We start from the raw sequence: 20,323 nt of genomic DNA on the forward strand, positions 1-20,323 counted from the left end.
AATGTTGCCAGAAGCGCTGGTTACAGGGTAGCCTCATGCGTTATTTTCCGCTGGATGATTCCGACCCGAACGATTTTACAGGAGCTTTAATGCCTAACATTACCTGGTGCGATCTACCTGAAGATGTCTCTCTGTGGCCAGGTCTGCCCCTTTCTTTAAGCGGTGATGAAGTCATGCCGCTGGATTACCACGCGGGCCGCAGTGGCTGGCTGCTGTATGGTCGTGGGCTGGATAAACAACGGTTAACGCAATACCAGAGCAAACTGGGCGCGGCGATGGTGATCGTAGCCGCCTGGTGCGTTGAGGATTATCAGGTGATTCGCCTCGCGGGCTCGTTAACGCCGAGAGCGACAAAACTGGCGCATGACGCCAAACTGGATGTTGCCCCATTAGGTAAAATTCCGCATCTGCGCACGCCGGGTTTACTGGTGATGGACATGGATTCAACGGCTATTCAGATCGAATGCATTGATGAAATTGCTAAACTGGCCGGAACCGGCGAAATGGTTGCTGAAGTCACCGAACGCGCGATGCGCGGCGAGCTGGATTTTACCGCCAGCCTGCGCAGCCGCGTGGCGACGCTGAAGGGTGCTGATGCCAATATTCTGCACCAGGTGCGCGAAACATTGCCGCTGATGCCAGGCCTGACTCAGTTGGTGCTAAAACTGGAAACGCTTGGCTGGAAAGTGGCTATCGCTTCTGGCGGGTTTACTTTCTTTGCCGATTATCTGCGTAACAAGCTGCGTCTGACTGCGGCTGTGGCGAATGAGCTGGAGATCATGGACGGTAAATTCACTGGAAACGTGATCGGCGATATCGTCGATGCGCAGTACAAAGCCAGTACTCTGAGCCGCCTGGCGCAAGAATATGAGATCCCGATGGCGCAGACGGTGGCGATCGGCGACGGCGCCAACGATCTACCGATGATCAAAACAGCCGGGCTGGGCATTGCGTATCATGCGAAACCCAAAGTGAATGAAAAGACGGAGATTACTATCCGTCACGCTGACCTGATGGGCGTGTTCTGCATTCTCTCTGGCAGCATGAATCAGAAATAATGAGGTAAAACGTGGCAAAAGCTCCTAAACGCGCCTTTGTTTGTAATGAATGCGGGGCCGATTACCCGCGCTGGCAGGGGCAATGCAGCGCCTGTCAGGCCTGGAACACCATAACCGAGGTGCGCCTTGCCGCATCGCCAACGGTGGCGCGCAACGAGCGACTCAGCGGCTACGCCGGAAATGCGGGCGTCGCAAAAGTGCAGAAGCTTTCTGACATCAGCCTTGAGGAACTGCCGCGTTTTTCTACCGGATTTAAAGAGTTTGACCGCGTGCTCGGCGGCGGGGTGGTTCCCGGCAGCGCTATTCTGATTGGCGGTAACCCCGGCGCGGGGAAATCAACGCTGCTGCTACAAACGCTGTGCAGGCTCGCCGAGCAGATGAAAACCCTGTACGTCACTGGCGAAGAGTCGCTGCAACAGGTGGCGATGCGCGCGCATCGACTTGGCCTGCCGACGGCGAACCTGAACATGCTGTCGGAAACCAGTATCGAACAAATTTGCCTGATTGCTGAAGAAGAACAGCCGAAACTGATGGTGATCGACTCCATTCAGGTGATGCATATGGCGGACATTCAGTCTTCGCCGGGCAGCGTGGCACAGGTGCGTGAAACTGCGGCTTACCTGACGCGCTTTGCCAAAACGCGCGGCGTGGCGATTGTGATGGTTGGCCACGTCACCAAAGATGGCTCGTTGGCCGGGCCGAAGGTGCTGGAGCACTGTATTGACTGCTCGGTGTTGCTCGACGGTGACGCTGATTCCCGTTTCCGCACTCTGCGTAGCCACAAAAACCGCTTTGGCGCGGTGAATGAGCTGGGCGTCTTTGCCATGACCGAGCAGGGGCTGCGCGAAGTCAGCAACCCGTCTGCAATCTTCTTAAGCCGTGGCGATGAAGTCACTTCCGGTAGTTCGGTGATGGTGGTCTGGGAAGGCACGCGCCCGCTGCTGGTAGAGATTCAGGCGCTGGTTGATCACTCAATGATGGCGAACCCGCGTCGCGTGGCGGTCGGTCTGGAACAAAACCGTCTGGCGATTCTGCTGGCGGTGTTACATCGTCATGGCGGCTTGCAGATGGCGGATCAGGACGTGTTCGTTAACGTGGTCGGTGGCGTAAAGGTTACCGAAACCAGCGCCGACCTGGCACTGCTGTTGGCAATGGTTTCCAGCCTGCGCGACAGGCCGCTGCCACAGGATTTAGTGGTCTTTGGCGAAGTGGGGTTGGCAGGCGAAATCCGTCCGGTACCCAGCGGGCAGGAGCGTATTTCGGAAGCGGCGAAACACGGTTTTCGCCGGGCGATTGTTCCTGCCGCTAACGTACCGAAAAAAGTACCGGAAGGGATGCAGGTCTTTGGCGTTAAGAAGCTTGCGGATGCGTTAAGCGTGTTTGACGACCTATAATCAAATACCCGCCGTCTTTCCGACGGCATTGGGTATTACGTTTATTTTTACAGCAGGAGGCTCTTGTGTCATTTGATTATCTGAAAACCGCCATTAAGCAAAAGGGCTGTACCCTGCAACAGGTGGCGGATGCCAGTGGCATGACCAAGGGATATCTAAGCCAGCTTCTGAATGCCAAAATTAAAAGCCCCAGCGCGCAAAAGCTGGAGGCGTTGCACCGTTTTCTCGGACTGGAGTTTCCGCGTCAGCAGAAAAATATCGGTGTGGTATTCGGTAAGTTTTATCCGCTGCATACCGGCCATATCTATCTTATCCAGCGCGCCTGTAGTCAGGTCGATGAACTGCATATCATTATGGGCTATGACGACACGCGCGATCGTAGTCTGTTTGAAGACAGCGCCATGTCGCAACAGCCCACGGTGCCCGATCGTCTGCGTTGGCTGCTGCAAACCTTTAAGTATCAGAAAAATATCCGAATTCATGCCTTTAATGAAGAGGGCATGGAGCCGTATCCACATGGTTGGGATGTGTGGAGCAACGGAATAAAAACGTTCATGCAGGAGAAAGGGATCCAGCCAAACTGGATCTACACCTCTGAAGAATCAGATGCCCCGCAATACCTCGAACATCTGGGGATCGAAACCGTGCTGGTGGATCCCAAGCGGACGTTTATGAGCATCAGCGGCGGGCAAATCCGTGAGAACCCGTTTCGCTACTGGGAGTATATTCCCACCGAAGTGAAGCCGTTTTTCGTGCGCACCGTGGCGATCCTCGGCGGGGAGTCGAGCGGTAAATCGACGCTGGTGAACAAGCTCGCCAACATTTTTAACACCACCAGTGCGTGGGAATATGGGCGTGATTACGTTTTCTCCCATTTGGGCGGCGATGAGATGGCGTTGCAGTACTCGGACTACGATAAGATCGCGCTGGGACAGGCGCAGTACATTGATTTCGCGGTGAAATATGCCAATAAAGTGGCGTTCATCGACACTGACTTTGTGACCACTCAGGCCTTCTGCAAAAAGTACGAAGGGCGTGAACACCCGTTTGTGCAGGCGCTGATTGACGAGTATCGCTTTGACCTGGTGATCCTGCTGGAAAACAACACCCCGTGGGTGGCAGATGGTTTGCGCAGCCTTGGCAGCTCGGTTGACAGAAAAGCGTTTCAGACGCTGCTGGTGGAGATGTTACAGGAAAACAACATCGATTTTGTGCACGTTCAGGAGCCGGACTACGATGGTCGCTTCCTGCGCTGCGTGGAGCTGGTGAAAGAGTTGATGGGCGAACAGAGATAGTTTACATGCCGGATGGCGCTGCGCTTATCCGGCCTACAAGTCGCACTAACCTCGTAGGCCAGATAAGGCGTCACGCCGCCATCCGGCGCTTAACGCTAATTACTTAGAAATACGCTTGTACTTAATACGCTTCGGCTCCAGTGCATCCGCGCCCAGCGTGCGTTTCTTGTACTCTTCGTATTCGGTAAAGTTACCTTCGAAGAACTCAACCTTACCCTCATCCTGGTAATCCAGAATATGGGTGGCGATACGGTCAAGGAACCAACGGTCGTGCGAGATAACCATCGCGCAGCCCGGGAACTCCAGAAGGGCGTTTTCCAGCGCGCGCAGGGTTTCGATATCCAGGTCGTTGGTTGGTTCATCGAGCAGCAGCATATTACCGCCAACCTGCAGCAGCTTCGCCAGGTGCAGACGACCACGCTCACCACCGGACAGCTCGCCGACGCGTTTACCCTGATCCACACCTTTGAAGTTAAAGCGGCCTACGTAGGCGCGGCTTGGCATCTCGGTGTTGCCGATCTTCATGATATCCAGCCCGCCGGACACTTCTTCCCACACGGTTTTGCTGTTGTCCATGGCATCACGGAACTGGTCAACGGACGCCAGCTTCACGGTTTCACCCAGCTCAATGGTGCCGCTATCAGGCTGTTCCTGACCGGACATCATGCGGAACAGGGTGGATTTACCTGCACCGTTCGGGCCAATGATACCGACAATAGCGCCTTTCGGTACCGAGAAGCTCAAATCGTCAATCAGTACGCGATCGCCGTAGGATTTACGCAGATTGGTGACTTCAACGACTTTATCGCCCAGACGAGGTCCTGGTGGAATAAACAGTTCGTTGGTTTCGTTACGTTTCTGGTATTCGGTATTGTTGAGTTCTTCAAAGCGCGCCAGACGGGCTTTGCCCTTAGACTGGCGGCCTTTCGCGCCCTGGCGTACCCACTCCAGCTCTTTCTCAATGGATTTACGGCGAGCCGCTTCCTGAGAGGCCTCCTGGGCCAGACGCTGATCTTTCTGCTCCAGCCAGGAGGAGTAGTTGCCTTCCCACGGAATACCTTCACCGCGGTCAAGCTCCAGAATCCAACCCGCTACGTTGTCGAGGAAGTAACGGTCGTGGGTAATGGCCACCACGGTGCCTTCGAAGTCATGCAGGAAGCGTTCCAGCCACGCCACGGATTCGGCGTCCAGGTGGTTAGTCGGTTCGTCGAGCAGCAGCATGTCTGGTTTTTCCAGCAGCAGGCGGCACAGCGCGACGCGGCGGCGTTCACCACCGGAAAGCTTCTCAATTTTGGCATCCCAGTCCGGCAGACGCAGGGCATCGGCGGCACGTTCGAGCTGTACATTCAGATTATGACCGTCGTGCGCCTGAATAATCTCTTCAAACTTGCCCTGTTGCGCAGCAAGTTTATCGAAGTCGGCGTCTGGCTCTGCGTACTTGGCGTACACTTCATCCAGGCCTTTCAGTGCGTTAACCACTTCGGCAACCGCTTCTTCAACGGATTCGCGAACGGTATGTTCCGGGTTTAGTTTCGGTTCCTGCGGCAGGTAACCGATTTTAATGCCAGGCTGTGGGCGAGCTTCACCTTCGATATCAGTATCAATACCGGCCATGATGCGCAGCAGGGTAGATTTACCCGCACCGTTCAGACCGAGAACACCGATTTTGGCGCCAGGGAAGAAGCTCAGTGAGATGTTTTTAAGAATATGACGTTTCGGCGGAACGACTTTGCCGACACGATGCATGGTATAAACGAATTGGGCCACGTTGGACTCGCCTCTAATGTTTATCCCGTCATACTTCAAGCCGCAGATGCGTTGGCTGTGTCGTTCACCCCAGTCACGTACTTTTGTACGCTCAGGGGATTCACTTCCTCGCCGCCTTGCTGCAACTTGAATTATTTAGGGCTAATTATTGGTAAATAGTTATCAAAGGCGAAGTGTAGCCTTTTTCATTGCCCAATCCCAGCCAGCAGATCTCACTCGCAACAAAAGTAAAAAAGTGTCCGTGACGTGGCACATTCTGCAATGTCTGGTTAGCATGAATGAATTAAGCGGCATGATGCTGCACAGACGTAAACGACAAGAGGAAGAGCTTGTGGACAAAGCCAAACAATTTACCTGGCGCCTGCTGGCGGCCAGCGTATGTCTGCTGACGGTCAGTCAAGTGGCGCGAGCCGATTCCCTGGATGAGCAGCGCAATCGCTATGCGCAAATTAAGCAAGCCTGGGATAACCGACAAATGGACGTCGTAGAGCAGATGATGCCCGGGCTGAAGAACTATCCTCTGTATCCTTATCTGGAATATCGCCAGATCACTGACGATCTGATGAATCAGCCCACCATTACCGTCACCAATTTTGTGCGCGCCAACCCGACGCTGCCGCCAGCGCGTACTCTGCAATCGCGTTTCGTGAACGAACTGGCGCGCCGCGAAGACTGGCGTGGACTGCTGGCGTTCAGCCCGGATAAGCCTGGCACCACCGAAGCGCAATGTAACTACTACTATGCGAAATGGAGCACCGGACAAACTGAAGAGGCCTGGCAGGGTGCAAAAGAACTGTGGTTAACCGGCAAAAGCCAGCCGAACGCTTGTGACAAATTATTTGGCGTATGGCGCGCTTCCGGTACTCAGGATCCGCTGGCGTATCTGGAACGTATCCGTCTGGCGATGAAAGCCGGGAATACCGGACTGGTGACCGCGCTGGCCGGACAGATGCCTGCACAGTATCAGACAATTGCGCAGGCAATTATCGCACTGGCCAACGATCCTAATTCGGTGATGACCTTTGCGCGGACAACTGGAGCAACAGATTTTACGCGCCAGATGGCGGCGGTGGCTTTTGCCAGCGTGGCGCGCCAGGATGTGGAAAACGCCCGCCTGATGATCCCCTCGCTGGTGCAAGCGCAGCAGCTGAATGACGAGCAAACCCAGGATCTGCGCGATATTGTTGCCTGGCGCCTGATGGGCAATGACGTTACCGACGAGCAGGCCAAATGGCGTGATGATGCGATTATGCGCTCCAACTCCACCTCGCTTGTGGAGCGCCGGGTGCGCATGGCGCTGGGAACCGGCGATCGTCGTGGCCTGAATACCTGGCTGGCGCGTTTGCCAATGGAAGCCAAAGAAAAAGATGAATGGCGCTACTGGCAGGCGGATCTGCTGCTGGAGCGCGGACGCGATGCGGAAGCCAAAGAGATCCTGCACCAACTCATGCAGCAGCGCGGTTTCTATCCGATGGTGGCGGCACAGCGCCTGGGCGAAGAGTACGCGCTGAAAGTGGATAAAGCACCAGCTAACGTTGATTCTGCGCTGACTCAGGGACCAGAAATGGCGCGTGTTCGTGAACTGATGTACTGGAACATGGACAATACCGCACGCAGTGAGTGGGCGAATCTGGTTACCAGCCGCACGAAGTCTGAACAGGCACAACTGGCGCGTTACGCGTTCAACAATCACTGGTGGGATCTGAGCGTTCAGGCCACGATCGCCGGTAAGCTGTGGGATCACCTGGAAGAGCGTTTCCCTCTGGCCTACAAGGATCTGTTTACCCGCTATACCCGCGGCAAAGATATTCCGCCAAGTTATGCGATGGCGATAGCGCGTCAGGAAAGCGCCTGGAACCCGAAAGTTAAATCACCGGTAGGCGCCAGTGGGCTGATGCAGATTATGCCGGGTACGGCGACGCATACGGTGAAAATGTTCTCGATTCCGGGTTACAGCAGTCCGAGCCAGCTATTGGATCCTGATACCAACATCAACATCGGAACCAGCTATTTGCAGTACGTGTATCAGCAATTTGGCAATAACCGCATCTTTGCGTCAGCAGCCTATAACGCCGGTCCGGGTCGCGTTCGCACCTGGCTTGGCAATAGCGCAGGTCGTATTGATGCCGTGGCGTTTGTCGAAAGTATTCCGTTCTCGGAAACGCGAGGATATGTGAAGAACGTGCTGGCATACGATGCGTACTATCGCTATTTCCTCGGCGATAAACCGGAGTTGATGAGCGACGCAGAATGGCAACGTCGTTACTGATCGCGTCGGTTGTGTTATGCTATCGTACTCGTTAAAGAGTACAAAGGGGGAAGCAAGCACGCTTCCCCCCGCAACGATGGCGATAACTTATGACTCAGCAATCACCCTATTCAGCAGAGATGGCAGAACAACGTCACCAGGAGTGGTTACGTTTTGTCGATCTGCTTAAACACGCCTACGAACAAGATTTACACCTGCCACTGCTCAATTTGATGTTAACGCCGGATGAGCGTGAAGCGTTGGGCACGCGTGTGCGTATCATTGAAGAGCTGCTGCGCGGTGAGATGAGCCAGCGTGAGCTTAAAAACGAGCTCGGGGCGGGGATTGCTACTATTACGCGAGGGTCGAATAGCCTCAAATCCGCACCGGTGGATCTGCGTCAGTGGCTGGAACAGGTGTTGCTCGGGAAAAATTGATCCGCCGGATGCGGCTTTGCCTTATCCGGCCTACGATTGAACATCCGGCACAATGCTATAAATACACCGCGTTATGAAACGGGCTGAGAGCCAGAATCACCGCCTGGTGGTAAACGCTCGAGCGCGTCAGCTTACCCGCGGTAAAGACGCCGATTGCACCCTCTTTACGGCCAATTTCATCAATACCTGTATAGTCCGACATCACCGGGCCGAGTGCTTCACCTTTGCGGACTCTGTCGAGAATGACAGCAGGCAATGGCAGCGTGGCTGAACGGGCTTCGCCGCGCTGGACGCCGTTATCAATTACCACCCAACAGAAGGTGGCGTCATCGTCAATTCCCGCTTCAATAGCGACCCAGAAATCAGCCTGCGGGTGCTGGCGGCGAGCGTTATCAACGCGATTTCGTGCGCCAGTGCGCGTTTCCTGGTTTCCGAAAGGTTGTTCCGGCACGCCACTCTCGACGGCGACGGGTTCAATATGGCAGGATCCTTCCCCGAAAATCTCTTCAAATGCCCGCAGAATTGCCTGAATTTTGGCAGGATTGGTGGTCGCAGAGATAACCTTGTGCATAATTAAGCTCAGTTTGAAAATTCATCGCAGAGTCTACTCTAAATAATTTGAGTAACAGAAAGGCGGTAAGCAAAGGAATCCTCAGGAACATAGATAACTATGTGACTGGGGTGAGTGAGCGCAACCAACGCATCTGTTACTCAAAGTATGACGAGTATATAACGGAAAAAAAGCATGTTACAGGTATACCTTGTTCGCCATGGCGAAACGCAGTGGAACGCCGAGCGACGTATTCAAGGCCAGTCAGACAGCCCACTGACCGCTAAAGGTGAGCAGCAAGCCATGCAGGTGGGTGAACGCGCCCGCTCGTTTGGTATTACGCATGTCATCAGTAGCGATTTAGGTCGTACACGACGCACCGCAGAAATCATCGCCCAGGCCTGCGGCTGTGATATCACCTATGACTCACGTCTGCGTGAACTGAATATGGGCGTGCTGGAGCAACGTCATATCGATACGTTGACGCCGGAGGAAGAGGGCTGGCGTCGTCAGTTGGTGAACGGTACGGTGGATGGCCGTATTCCTGAAGGGGAATCGATGCAGGAACTGAGCGATCGCGTTAACGCGGCGCTGGCATCCTGTCTGGAACTGCCGCCGGGGAGTCGACCGCTGCTGGTCAGTCATGGTATCGCGCTGGGTTGCCTGGTGAGTACGATTCTGGGATTACCGGCATGGGCTGAACGTCGCCTGCGTCTGCGCAACTGCTCTATTTCTCGTGTCGATTACCAGGAAAGTTTATGGCTGGCACCGGGATGGGTAGTTGAAACGGCAGGGGACATCTCTCATCTGGACGCCCCTGCGTTGGATGAACTGCAGCGCTAGCGGCGAATCGGAATCAGGAATTCGCAGCGCAGGTTAATAGGGCGATCTCCCGCTTTGGCATCTTCTGCCGGGTAGTATCGCTCGATATCCTGCCCTTTACGGCGCGTCAGGTTCAGCATCGGCATGCAGGTGCCGTAAACCGTCAGGATAAACTCCTGCACGCCCGTCCCCAGACCCTCATAGGTAAACATCACATATTCGCCGCCCTGTAACAGGATGGGTTGCGCCGACTGCACGTATCCGTTGGCCTGCTCTGGTGTGAGCGCGGTGGTATAAAACACTTCCTGTTCGTCATCTTTCTCAATGCTGGGGCGCGTTTCATTGAGTCCGTACAGAACCTGCGGGATCGCAGGAGCCTGAGCAAGGAAGTCGCGCCAGAACTGGATCCGCATTTCATGACGGAAATCTGAAATCTGTTCCAGCGAGCAGGAATAGCTTTGCGTAGTGCCAAGCAGTTGCGTATCTTCAAGCGTGACAAACTCATGCGCAGGCATCGCAAATTCACCCAGTCGCATCGGCGGGCGAATACCGAAAGCGCTCCATTCCGGCGAACGACGATACAGCGCAGGCGTCTGAGAAAACTGTTTCTTAAACGCGCGGGTAAAGGTTTGTTGAGAGTCAAAGCGATACTGCAGGGCGATGTCCAGAATCGGACGCGCAGTCAGGCGTAGCGCCACTGCGGACTTCGATAAACGGCGGGCGCGGATATAGGCGCCAATAGCATGGCCCGTCACGTCCTTGAACATTCTCTGCAGATGCCACTTGGAATAGCCTGCTTTTGCCGCCACATTGTCAAGCGACAAAGGCTGATCCAGATGGCCTTCCAGCCAGATTAAGAGGTCGCGAATAATGCCAGCCTGATCCATAAAATATCCTCATCCTTTCAACAACGAGTACCTGACGTCAGGTATGAGGATAATAGCATTTTTTGCTGTTTTAGCATTCAGTGTTTTTTTTGCTCATAAATGCTTTTTTCGGACATACGAAAGCGTGATTATTGTAATCCTGTGATCTATATACGTTTTATCTTAGAATGTCGAATAATTGCACAGAGTAACTTTTAAAAATGGTAACAATATGAAATATAAGAGCTTAGTCATTTCCTCAATTCTGCTGATGATGGCGCAGGTTGCCCATGCGGAGCAGATTGGATCTGTCGATACCGTGTTCAAAATGTTTGGACCGGATCATAAAATTGTGGTCGAGGCATTTGATGATCCTGATGTCACCAATGTGACCTGCTACGTTAGCCGCGCCAAAACCGGTGGAATTAAAGGTGGACTGGGTTTGGCTGAAGATACTTCCGACGCGGCTATCTCCTGTCAGCAGGTGGGGCCGGTGGAGCTGAGCGACAGAATTAAAAACGGCAAAGCCCAGGGCGAGGTGGTCTTTAAGAAACGTACATCGCTGGTGTTTAAATCCTTACAGGTTGTGCGTTTTTATGATGCAAAACGTAATGCGCTGGCCTATCTGGCCTATTCAGATAAGGTGGTTGATGGATCGCCCAAAAATGCTATCAGCGCGGTACCTATCATGCCGTGGCAGCGATAACAGGCAGGCCAAATGCAACAGGCGCTGATCTGGTTGGTTGAGGACGAGCAGGGGATTGCGGATACGCTTATCTACATGCTGCAGCAGGAAGGTTTTAGCGTTGAAGCTTTTGAGCGTGGATTGCCCGTGCTGGAAAAATCACGCCAGAGATGTCCGGATGCGATCATTCTGGATGTCGGACTCCCGGATATCAGCGGTTTTGAACTGTGCCGACGCTTGCTGGAACGCCATCCGGCATTACCGATCCTCTTTCTGACTGCGCGTAGCGATGAAGTCGATCGCCTGCTGGGGCTGGAAATTGGTGCGGATGATTATGTGGCGAAACCCTTCTCTCCGCGTGAAGTGTGCGCCCGCGTGCGTACATTGCTGCGGCGGGTGAGAAAATTCTCCACGCCTTCACCGGCGACGCGCTGTGGGGATTTTGAACTCAATGAGCTTGCCGCACAGATTACCTGGTTTGGGATGCCGTTAAATCTGACGCGCTATGAATTCTTGTTGCTGAAGACATTACTGTTGTCGCCGGGACGCGTCTACTCACGCCAACAGTTAATGGATTTAGTCTGGGCCGATGCCCAGGATACCTTTGACCGAACGGTTGATACCCACATCAAAACGTTGCGTGCCAAGCTGCGGGCCATCAACCCCGAGCTTTCCCCCATCAATACGCATCGCGGTATGGGATACAGCCTGAGGAGCGTCTGATGCGCATTGGCATGCGTTTGCTGCTCGGCTATTTTCTGATTGTTGCCGTCGCCGCTTGGTTCGTTCTGTCGATCTTTGTACAGGAGATTAAGCCCGGCGTTCGTCGTGCGACGGAAGGGACGCTGATTGATACCGCTACGCTGCTGGCCGCGCTGGCGCGTGATGATTTGCTGTCTGGCTCTCCTTCCCATGGCAGGCTGGCACAGGCCTTTTCGCAACTGCACGATCGTCCTTTTCGCGCCAATATCAGTGGCATTAACAAAGTGCGCAATGAGTATCACGTCTACATGACGGACGCGCAGGGCAAGGTGGTATTTGATTCCGCCAACCAGGCCGTCGGCGAAGATTATTCTCGCTGGAACGACGTATGGTTAACGCTGCGTGGGCAGTATGGCGCACGAAGTACGCCACAGAACACGGCCGATCCGGAAAGTTCGGTGATGTATGTTGCCGCACCGATTGTTGACGGCGGACGTATTATCGGGGTGCTGAGCGTTGGTAAACCGAATGCGGCAATGACGCCAGTGATTAAACGCAGTGAGCGGCGGATGCTGTGGGCCAGCGCCGTGTTACTGGGGATCGCCTTAGTGATTGGCTTTGGGATGGTATGGTGGATAAACCGGTCTATCGCGCGGCTGGCACGCTATGCTGATTCTGTCACTGAGGATCGCCCCGTTGCGCTTCCTGATCTTGGTAGCAGTGAGCTACGCAAGTTGGCGCAGGCGCTGGAAAGTATGCGTCTGAAGCTGGAGGGCAAGAATTATATTGAGCAGTACGTCTATGCGTTGACGCATGAGTTAAAAAGCCCGTTGGCGGCGATCCGCGGTGCGGCTGAGATTTTGCGCGAAGGGCCGCCGCCGAACGTGGTTGCGCGTTTCACCGATAATATTCTGACGCAGAATGCGCGCATGCAGGCGCTGGTCGAAACTTTGCTACGCCAGGCACGACTGGAGAATCGACAGGACATTACGTTGACGCCGGTGGCGGTAGATGCGCTTTTTACCCAGCTTAAAGAGGCGCGTAGTGTGCAGCTGGCGGCAAAAAATATCACGCTTACCGTTGTACCTTCATCGCTGACGGTTGCCGCCGATGCCGCACTGTTGGAGCAAGCGTTGGGTAATCTGCTGGATAACGCCATCGATTTTACGCTGGAGAACGGGACAATTGTATTGAGCGCGCATTCGCAGGAGGACCGCGTCACAATACAGGTCAGTGATAACGGTAGTGGCATACCTGACTTTGCGTTGCCGCGTATTTTTGAACGCTTCTACTCGCTGCCCCGTGAGAATGGGCATAAGAGTAGTGGGCTGGGGCTGGCGTTTGTCAGTGAGGTTGCGCGATTGCATCGAGGTGACGTGACGTTATGCAACCGACCAGAAGGCGGGGCGCAGGCCTCGTTTACACTTCACCGTCACTTCACATAACTTCAAATTCCCCGCACATAGCTGTTCTACCTTGCTGATATCGCAAAGGAGAACGCTATGTTTAAATTCCCCCTGTTTTGGAAAATAGTCACCTTAGGTGGCGCTATGCTGCTGCTGTTAATTCCACTGACGATGATCAGGCAGATTATTGTTGAGCGGTCGGACTACCGTAGTGAGGTAGAAGATGCTATTCGACAGAGCACCAGTGGGCCGCAAAAGGTGGTAGGCCCGCTGATTGCCGTCCCGGTGACGGAACTGTATACCGAGCTGGAAGGTGACAAACAGATCCAGCGAAAGCGCAGCTACATCCACTTCTGGTTGCCGGAATCGCTGGTTGTTGAGGGTAACCAGAACGTTGAAGCGCGGAAGATAGGTATTTATGAAGGACAGGTCTGGCACAACGATTTATCGGTGAAGGCTGAGTTTAACGCCGAACGGCTGAGCGATTTAAACCATCCCAATGTCAGCGTCGGTAAACCGTTTATTGTGGTTGGCGTGGGCGACGCGCGCGGGATTGGCGTCGTGAAGGCTTCGCAGATTAATGGAACATCGCTGGCGGTCGAACCCGGTACTGGGTTGGATGGCCGTGCTCAGGGGATCCACATTCCGCTACCGGATGCCGGCTGGGCGGAAAAAAATCTCAGTGTCGTGTTGTCGCTTAATCTGAGTGGAACCGGTGATTTTTCTGTCGTCCCGGTTGGTCGTAATAGCGAAATGACTGTGACCAGCAACTGGCCACACCCTAACTTTCTCGGCGATTTTCTTCCGGCTAAGCGTGAAATCAGTGAGTCAGGGTTTAAGGCGCAATGGCAAAGTAGCTGGTTCGCGAATAATCTGGGAGAACGCTTCGGCGATGAGAAGATTGGCTGGCAGGGCATGCCTGCGTTTAGTGTCGCTGTGGCTACGCCTGCGGATCAGTATCAACTGACAGATCGGGCGACAAAGTATGCCATTTTATTGATTACACTGACTTTCATGTCTTTCTTTGTGCTCGAGAGTATGACCAGTCTGCGTCTGCACCCGATGCAATATCTGTTGGTGGGATTATCACTGGTGATGTTCTATTTGCTGTTGTTGGCGCTGTCGGAGCATGTGGGTTTTACTGCGGCGTGGATTACGGCAAGCCTGGTAGGCGCGCTGATGAACGGCGTGTATTTACAGGCGATACTACAGGGATGGCGTAACAGTCTGTTTTTTACCGCAGCATTGCTGGGACTGGATGGCGTGATGTGGGTACTGTTGCGTTCGCAGGACAGCGCGTTACTGCTGGGAACGGGCGTGCTGTTACTGGCGCTTTGTGGGGTGATGTTCCTGACGCGTCATCTTGATTGGCACCGGCTTGCACAGCCAAAGCCCAAAAAGGAGAACGCAACTGAGGACGATGAATTACGGTTGTGGAAATAGGGGCGTAGTAGAATGAAAAACGGCGCATAAAGCGCCGTTTTTATACCAGTCAGGATGACATTAATCCTGCAGATCGCCGCAGAAACGGTAGCCTTCACCGTGAATGGTAGCGATGATTTCTGGTGTATCCGGCGTGGATTCGAAATGCTTACGAATACGGCGGATTGTTACGTCAACGGTACGGTCATGCGGCTTCAGTTCGCGGCCGGTCATTTTTTTCAGCAGTTCTGCGCGAGACTGGATCTTGCCCGGATTCTCGCAGAAGTGAAGCATGGCACGGAATTCGCTACGTGGCAGTTTATACTGCTCGCCGTCAGGGCCAATCAGAGAGCGGCTATTGATGTCCAGCTCCCAACCATTGAACTTGTAGCTTTCGACGCTACGACGCTCTTCGCTCACTGTGCCCAGATTCATGGTGCGGGACAGCAGGTTACGAGCACGGATAGTCAGTTCGCGTGGGTTAAACGGCTTGGTGATGTAATCGTCAGCGCCGATTTCGAGGCCGAGAATTTTATCGACTTCGTTATCACGGCCCGTCAGGAACATCAGTGCAACGTTAGCTTGTTCGCGAAGTTCACGCGCTAACAGAAGACCATTTTTACCTGGCAGATTGATATCCATAATCACAAGGTTGATGTCATATTCAGAGAGGATCTGATGCATTTCCGCGCCATCTGTCGCCTCGAATACATCATAGCCTTCCGCTTCGAAAATGCTTTTCAACGTGTTACGTGTTACTAACTCGTCTTCAACGATAAGAATGTGCGGGGTCTGCATGTTTGCTACCTAAATTGCCAACTAAATCGAAACAGGAAGTACAAAAGTCCCTGACCTGCCTGATGCATGTCGTAAATTAACATGATCGGCGTAACATGACTAAAGTACGTAATTGCGTTCTTGATGCACTTTCCATCAACGTCAACAACATCATTAGCTTGGTCGTGGGCACTTTCCCTCTGGACCCGACAGTGTCAAAAACGGCTGTCATCCTAACCATTTTAACAGCAACATAACAGGCTAAGACGTACCGGACACCCAATAAAACTACGCTTCGTTGACATATATCAAGTTCAATTGTAGCACGTTAACAGTTTGATGAAATCAACGTATCTAAATGATAGCTTTCATCACAAAATTGCAATATTACAACTAGTTGCACGCGCTAATTAATAAATGTAATGAATCCAATCTATGAGAACCATTCTAAATCAAATTATCATGGATAAACAGAAGGATATGCAACTTCTGTTAACATAAAAAGCAATAGTACATGCAGGAAATAGTTTAGCATTTTTTACTGAATGTAAAATGCTTTTTCAGTGATTTCTGTTAAAAATATGTAAATTCGCGCTGCGTAATATGTTGATGCACATCACATAATTATCTGCAGGCCGGTCAAAAAGAGTATCAAAATGCGTTTAACAATTATTCTGGTTGCTCCCGCCAGAGCCGAAAATATTGGCGCGGCAGCTCGTGCTATGAAAACCATGGGATTCACACAAATGCGGATCGTTGATAGCGAGGCTCATCTGGCGCCTGCGACGCGATGGGTTGCGCATGGCTCGGGTGATATTATTGATAATATTAACGTTTTTCCAACATTAGCGGAGGCGCTTCACGACGTGGATTTTACCGTCGCCACCACGGCGCGCAGCCGGGCGAAGTTTCATTATTACGCCACGCCGGTCGAATTGGTTCCCCTGTTGCAGGAAAAATCAACGTGGATGGATCACGCCGCGCTGGTTTTTGGTCGTGAAGATTCGGGGTTAACCAACGAAGAATTGGCTCTGGCGGATGTACTCACCGGTGTACCTATGGTGGCTGACTATCCATCACTCAATTTGGGGCAGGCGGTGATGGTGTATTGCTATCAATTAGCAGGTTTAATACAACAACCGGCCAGAAACATTGAGGTGGCGGATGAGCATCAGCTACAGGCATTGCGCGAACGTGTTTTGCGTTTATTAGCCACGCTGAACGTTTCTGACGACATTAAGCTGACGGACTGGCTGCAACAGCGAATGGGTCTGTTAGAGCAGCGAGACACGGCAATGTTGCACCGTTTTTTACATGATATCGAAAAAAATATTACAAAATAAAATGTCTTCTTTGTTTTATTTTTTAGTGTTTGATTCTGACTTCAAGTGGGGTGCGCACGCTGTATTGGTTGAAAATAAAAGGGCAAGCAGTCGCTCGTGAACAAGTTTCGGAATGTGATCAATTTAAAAATTTATTGACTTAGGTCAGCAGATACTTTAACCCTAAAAGAATACAAGACAGGCCATAAATAATTACAGAGCACACAACATCATGAAACGCATCAGCATCACCATTACAACAACCATCACCATTACCACAGGTAACGGTGCGGGCTGACGCGTACAGGAAACACAAGAAAAAGCCCGCACCTAAACAGTGCGGGCTTTTTTTTCGACCAAAGGCAATGAGGTAAACCATGCGAGTGTTGAAGTTCGGCGGTACATCAGTGGCAAATGCAGAGCGCTTTCTGCGAGTTGCCGATATTCTGGAAAGCAATGCCAGGCAGGGGCAGGTCGCGACCGTGCTCTCTGCCCCCGCAAAAATTACCAACCATCTGGTGGCGATGATTGAGAAGACCATCGGTGGTCAGGACGCTTTAGCCAATATCAGTGACGCCGAACGTATTTTCTCAGAGCTTTTGGTTGGTCTCGCCGCCGCGCAGCCGGGTTTTCCGCTGGCTCCGCTCAAAGCCTTCGTTGAACAAGAATTTGCCCAAATTAAACATGTCCTGCACGGTATCAGCCTGCTGGGACAGTGCCCGGACAGCATCAATGCCGCGCTTATTTGCCGTGGCGAAAAAATGTCGATCGCTATCATGGCTGGCCTGCTGGAGGCGCGCGGGCACCACGTTACCGTTATCGATCCGGTCGAGAAATTGCTGGCGGTAGGCCATTACCTCGAATCTACCGTTGATATCGCCGAATCTACGCGCCGCATTGCCGCCAGTCGTATTCCTGCGGACCACATGATTTTGATGGCAGGCTTTACTGCCGGGAATGAAAAAGGTGAGTTGGTGGTGTTGGGGCGCAATGGCTCCGACTACTCTGCCGCCGTACTGGCCGCCTGTTTACGCGCGGACTGTTGTGAGATCTGGACCGATGTTGACGGCGTATATACTTGCGATCCGCGCCAGGTACCCGACGCCCGATTGCTGAAGTCGATGTCTTATCAGGAAGCGATGGAGCTTTCTTACTTCGGCGCCAAAGTTCTGCATCCGCGCACCATTACCCCAATTGCTCAGTTCCAGATCCCGTGCCTGATTAAAAATACCGGCAATCCACAAGCGCCGGGCACGTTGATCGGCGCCAGCAGTGATGAAGACGATTTGCCGGTGAAAGGTATTTCTAACCTTAATAACATGGCGATGTTTAGCGTCTCCGGCCCTGGAATGAAAGGCATGGTGGGCATGGCGGCGCGCGTTTTTGCCGCGATGTCGCGTGCGGGTATCTCGGTGGTGCTGATCACGCAATCCTCTTCTGAATACAGCATCAGCTTCTGCGTTCCGCAGGGCGACTGCGCGCGTGCGCAACGCGCGATGCAGGATGAATTCTATCTCGAACTGAAAGAAGGCCTGCTGGAGCCGCTGGCGGTGACTGAGCGTCTGGCTATCATCTCAGTTGTGGGTGATGGCATGCGCACGCTGCGCGGCATCTCGGCGAAATTCTTTGCCGCGTTGGCTCGTGCGAACATCAATATCGTGGCGATCGCCCAGGGTTCGTCTGAGCGTTCTATTTCAGTGGTGGTGAACAACGACGACGCGACCACTGGTGTACGTGTAACCCATCAGATGCTGTTCAACACCGACCAGGTGATTGAAGTGTTTGTGATTGGCGTAGGCGGGGTGGGCGGTGCGTTGCTGGATCAGCTTAAACGTCAGCAAACCTGGCTCAAAAAGAAGCATATCGATCTGCGCGTGTGCGGCGTGGCGAACTCGAAGGCCCTGCTGACCAACGTCCACGGACTGAATCTGGAGAACTGGCAGTCGGAGCTGGAAAGTGCGAAAGAGCCTTTCAACCTTGGGCGCTTAATTCGTCTGGTGAAAGAATATCATCTGCTTAATCCGGTGATTGTCGACTGTACGTCAAGCCAGGCGGTGGCGGATCAATATGCTGATTTCCTGCGCGAAGGCTTCCATGTGGTTACGCCGAACAAAAAGGCCAACACCTCGTCGATGGATTACTACCATCAGCTGCGTTTTGCAGCGGCGAAGTCCCGGCGTAAATTCCTCTACGATACCAACGTGGGCGCAGGCTTGCCGGTTATTGAAAACCTGCAAAATCTACTCAGCGCAGGTGATGAATTGCAGCGTTTCTCCGGTATTCTTTCCGGCTCACTGTCGTTTATTTTCGGCAAGCTGGATGAAGGAATGAGCTTCTCGCAAGCCACCACCATGGCGCGTGAGATGGGTTACACCGAACCTGACCCGCGTGACGATCTTTCCGGTATGGACGTGGCGCGTAAGCTGCTGATCCTCGCCCGTGAAACCGGTCGTGAGCTGGAGCTTTCTGACATTGTTATTGAGCCGGTCCTGCCAAAAGAGTTTGATGATTCCGGTGATGTTTCCGCGTTTATGACGAAATTGCCGCACCTGGATGACGAGTTTGCCGCGCGCGTGGCGAAAGCCCGTGATGAGGGGAAAGTATTGCGCTATGTTGGCAATATTGAAGAAGACGGCGTCTGTCGCGTGAAAATAGAGGCAGTAGACGGCAACGATCCGCTGTTCAAAGTGAAAAACGGTGAAAACGCGCTGGCGTTTTACAGCCACTATTATCAGCCGCTACCGCTGGTGCTGCGTGGATATGGTGCGGGTAACGACGTGACGGCGGCGGGCGTATTCGCCGACCTGTTACGCACCCTTTCATGGAAGTTAGGAGTCTGACATGGTGAGAGTTTATGCCCCGGCTTCCAGTGCCAATATGAGCGTCGGGTTCGATGTGCTTGGCGCGGCGGTAACCCCCGTAGATGGTTCACTGTTGGGTGACGTGGTCTCGGTTGAGACGGCTGACCAGTTCAGCCTGAACAATCTCGGGCGTTTTGCTAACAAGCTGCCGTCTGAGCCGCGAGAAAATATCGTCTACCAGTGCTGGGAGCGTTTCTGTCAGGAGCTGGGTAAAAACGTTCCGGTGGCGATGACGCTGGAAAAAAATATGCCGATTGGCTCCGGGTTAGGCTCCAGTGCCTGTTCCGTTGTGGCCGCACTGGTGGCGATGAACGAATATTGCGGTAAACCGCTCAACGATACGCGACTGTTGGCGATTATGGGTGAACTGGAAGGGCGTATCTCCGGCAGTATTCACTACGATAATGTCGCCCCGTGCTTTTTGGGCGGCATGCAGCTAATGATCGAAGAAAACGGCATTATCAGCCAGCAGGTGCCAGGCTTTGATGAGTGGCTGTGGGTGCTGGCATATCCAGGTATTAAAGTTTCCACAGCGGAAGCGCGGGCGATTTTACCTGCGCAATATCGTCGTCAGGACTGTATTGCCCACGGGCGACATCTGGCTGGATTTATCCATGCCTGCTATTCCCGTCAGCCTGGGCTTGCCGCGAAGCTGATGAAGGACGTCATTGCTGAGCCGTACCGTACCCGCTTGCTGCCTGGCTTTAGCCA

General features: G+C 53.2%; 19 protein-coding genes and 1 other annotated feature. Of the genes, 15 read left to right on the plus strand and 4 right to left on the minus strand.

What is annotated here, in order from left to right:
* Positions 1–89 precede the first annotated feature (89 nt).
* From serB to nadR, 3 genes are all read left to right on the plus strand, one after another.
* On the plus strand, positions 90–1,058 hold the full coding sequence (gene serB, locus FDX03_RS08060; protein ID WP_061068793.1) for a phosphoserine phosphatase: 969 nt from the start codon (positions 90–92) through the stop codon (positions 1,056–1,058).
* Positions 1,059–1,069: 11 nt separating this feature from the next.
* Complete coding sequence (radA, locus tag FDX03_RS08065; RefSeq protein ID WP_001728171.1) at positions 1,070–2,452, plus strand: DNA repair protein RadA; 1,383 nt, start codon at positions 1,070–1,072, stop codon at positions 2,450–2,452.
* Between the two features lie 65 nt (positions 2,453–2,517).
* The gene (nadR, locus tag FDX03_RS08070; RefSeq protein WP_048212766.1) at positions 2,518–3,747 is read left to right on the plus strand and encodes a multifunctional transcriptional regulator/nicotinamide-nucleotide adenylyltransferase/ribosylnicotinamide kinase NadR; all 1,230 of its coding nucleotides are present in this window, start codon (positions 2,518–2,520) and stop codon (positions 3,745–3,747) included.
* A 99-nt stretch (positions 3,748–3,846) separates the two neighbouring features.
* Here nadR and ettA read toward each other — a convergent pair whose 3' ends face one another.
* Positions 3,847–5,514: an energy-dependent translational throttle protein EttA gene (ettA, locus tag FDX03_RS08075; RefSeq protein ID WP_048212765.1), complete on the minus strand. Its 1,668-nt coding sequence runs from the start codon at positions 5,512–5,514 to the stop codon at positions 3,847–3,849.
* Between the two features lie 331 nt (positions 5,515–5,845).
* Between ettA and sltY the strand changes: the two genes are divergently transcribed.
* Both sltY and trpR read left to right on the plus strand, forming a co-directional pair.
* Positions 5,846–7,783, plus strand: coding sequence for a murein transglycosylase (gene sltY, locus FDX03_RS08080; protein ID WP_137345821.1), 1,938 nt, complete (start codon positions 5,846–5,848; stop codon positions 7,781–7,783).
* 89 nt (positions 7,784–7,872) lie between these two features.
* Entirely contained in the window at positions 7,873–8,199 is a 327-nt protein-coding gene (gene trpR / locus FDX03_RS08085) for a trp operon repressor (RefSeq protein ID WP_003837292.1), read from the plus strand.
* Between the two features lie 55 nt (positions 8,200–8,254).
* Here the strand turns inward: trpR and yjjX are convergent, their stop codons facing one another.
* A complete protein-coding gene (gene yjjX, locus FDX03_RS08090; protein ID WP_137345766.1) occupies positions 8,255–8,770 on the minus strand; it encodes an inosine/xanthosine triphosphatase in 516 nt (171 codons plus the stop codon).
* A gap of 174 nt (positions 8,771–8,944) precedes the next feature.
* On the opposite strand from yjjX, the gene gpmB reads away from it, so the two are divergent.
* Positions 8,945–9,592 carry a 2,3-diphosphoglycerate-dependent phosphoglycerate mutase GpmB gene (gene gpmB / locus FDX03_RS08095; protein ID WP_005123948.1) on the plus strand — a complete coding sequence of 216 codons (648 nt, stop codon included), beginning with the start codon at positions 8,945–8,947 and terminating at the stop codon, positions 9,590–9,592.
* Here the strand turns inward: gpmB and robA are convergent.
* Positions 9,589–10,458, minus strand: a complete 870-nt coding sequence (gene robA / locus FDX03_RS08100) for an MDR efflux pump AcrAB transcriptional activator RobA (RefSeq protein ID WP_115601016.1) — start codon at positions 10,456–10,458, stop codon at positions 9,589–9,591. The genes gpmB and robA overlap by 4 nt on opposite strands.
* Before the next feature lie 211 nt (positions 10,459–10,669).
* Here robA and creA point away from each other — a divergent pair, with 211 nt between their 5' ends.
* From creA to creD, 4 genes are read left to right on the plus strand one after another with little or no spacing between them, the layout of a single operon-like run.
* Positions 10,670–11,143 carry a protein CreA gene (gene creA / locus FDX03_RS08105; protein ID WP_048212762.1) on the plus strand — a complete coding sequence of 158 codons (474 nt, stop codon included), beginning with the start codon at positions 10,670–10,672 and terminating at the stop codon, positions 11,141–11,143.
* 12 nt (positions 11,144–11,155) lie between these two features.
* The gene (gene creB, locus FDX03_RS08110; protein WP_048212761.1) at positions 11,156–11,845 is read left to right on the plus strand and encodes a two-component system response regulator CreB; all 690 of its coding nucleotides are present in this window, start codon (positions 11,156–11,158) and stop codon (positions 11,843–11,845) included.
* Entirely contained in the window at positions 11,845–13,269 is a 1,425-nt protein-coding gene (gene creC, locus FDX03_RS08115; protein WP_115601015.1) for a two-component system sensor histidine kinase CreC, read from the plus strand. Before creB ends, creC begins: the two co-directional genes overlap by 1 nt.
* A gap of 57 nt (positions 13,270–13,326) precedes the next feature.
* A complete protein-coding gene (gene creD / locus FDX03_RS08120; RefSeq protein ID WP_137345767.1) occupies positions 13,327–14,673 on the plus strand; it encodes a cell envelope integrity protein CreD in 1,347 nt (448 codons plus the stop codon).
* A gap of 60 nt (positions 14,674–14,733) precedes the next feature.
* Here creD and arcA read toward each other — a convergent pair whose 3' ends face one another.
* Positions 14,734–15,450, minus strand: a complete 717-nt coding sequence (gene arcA, locus FDX03_RS08125) for a two-component system response regulator ArcA (protein ID WP_001194359.1) — start codon at positions 15,448–15,450, stop codon at positions 14,734–14,736.
* 95 nt (positions 15,451–15,545) lie between these two features.
* On the opposite strand from arcA, the gene yjjY reads away from it, so the two are divergent.
* From yjjY to thrB, 5 genes are all read left to right on the plus strand, one after another.
* Positions 15,546–15,686: a protein YjjY gene (gene yjjY / locus FDX03_RS08130; protein WP_001541509.1), complete on the plus strand. Its 141-nt coding sequence runs from the start codon at positions 15,546–15,548 to the stop codon at positions 15,684–15,686.
* 399 nt (positions 15,687–16,085) lie between these two features.
* Positions 16,086–16,772, plus strand: coding sequence for a tRNA/rRNA methyltransferase (locus FDX03_RS08135; RefSeq protein WP_137345768.1), 687 nt, complete (start codon positions 16,086–16,088; stop codon positions 16,770–16,772).
* Positions 16,773–16,978: 206 nt separating this feature from the next.
* Positions 16,979–17,105: a sequence feature (Thr leader region), on the plus strand.
* A complete protein-coding gene (gene thrL, locus FDX03_RS08140; protein ID WP_032337689.1) occupies positions 16,984–17,049 on the plus strand; it encodes a thr operon leader peptide in 66 nt (21 codons plus the stop codon). It overlaps the preceding feature by 66 nt.
* A 23-nt stretch (positions 17,106–17,128) precedes the next feature.
* Entirely contained in the window at positions 17,129–19,591 is a 2,463-nt protein-coding gene (thrA, locus tag FDX03_RS08145; RefSeq protein ID WP_137345769.1) for a bifunctional aspartate kinase/homoserine dehydrogenase I, read from the plus strand.
* Between the two features lies 1 nt (position 19,592).
* Positions 19,593–20,323 (plus strand): homoserine kinase (thrB, locus tag FDX03_RS08150; protein ID WP_249357016.1); only part of this gene is annotated, 731 nt, incomplete at its 3' end.

This window comes from Citrobacter sp. wls827 (assembly GCF_005280875.1).
In the GTDB taxonomy this organism is placed as follows: Bacteria; Pseudomonadota; Gammaproteobacteria; order Enterobacterales; family Enterobacteriaceae; genus Citrobacter; species Citrobacter youngae.

Coding starts and splice junctions, on each gene's coding strand:
- serB (WP_061068793.1), top strand. CDS start 90: ATGCCTAACATTACCTGGTGCGATCTACCTGAAGATGTCTCTCTGTGG.
- trpR (WP_003837292.1), top strand. CDS start 7,873: ATGACTCAGCAATCACCCTATTCAGCAGAGATGGCAGAACAACGTCAC.
- yjjX (WP_137345766.1), bottom strand. CDS start 8,770: ATGCACAAGGTTATCTCTGCGACCACCAATCCTGCCAAAATTCAGGCA.
- gpmB (WP_005123948.1), top strand. CDS start 8,945: ATGTTACAGGTATACCTTGTTCGCCATGGCGAAACGCAGTGGAACGCC.
- robA (WP_115601016.1), bottom strand. CDS start 10,458: ATGGATCAGGCTGGCATTATTCGCGACCTCTTAATCTGGCTGGAAGGC.
- creA (WP_048212762.1), top strand. CDS start 10,670: ATGAAATATAAGAGCTTAGTCATTTCCTCAATTCTGCTGATGATGGCG.
- creB (WP_048212761.1), top strand. CDS start 11,156: ATGCAACAGGCGCTGATCTGGTTGGTTGAGGACGAGCAGGGGATTGCG.
- creC (WP_115601015.1), top strand. CDS start 11,845: ATGCGCATTGGCATGCGTTTGCTGCTCGGCTATTTTCTGATTGTTGCC.
- creD (WP_137345767.1), top strand. CDS start 13,327: ATGTTTAAATTCCCCCTGTTTTGGAAAATAGTCACCTTAGGTGGCGCT.
- arcA (WP_001194359.1), bottom strand. CDS start 15,450: ATGCAGACCCCGCACATTCTTATCGTTGAAGACGAGTTAGTAACACGT.
- yjjY (WP_001541509.1), top strand. CDS start 15,546: ATGACTAAAGTACGTAATTGCGTTCTTGATGCACTTTCCATCAACGTC.
- FDX03_RS08135 (WP_137345768.1), top strand. CDS start 16,086: ATGCGTTTAACAATTATTCTGGTTGCTCCCGCCAGAGCCGAAAATATT.
- thrA (WP_137345769.1), top strand. CDS start 17,129: ATGCGAGTGTTGAAGTTCGGCGGTACATCAGTGGCAAATGCAGAGCGC.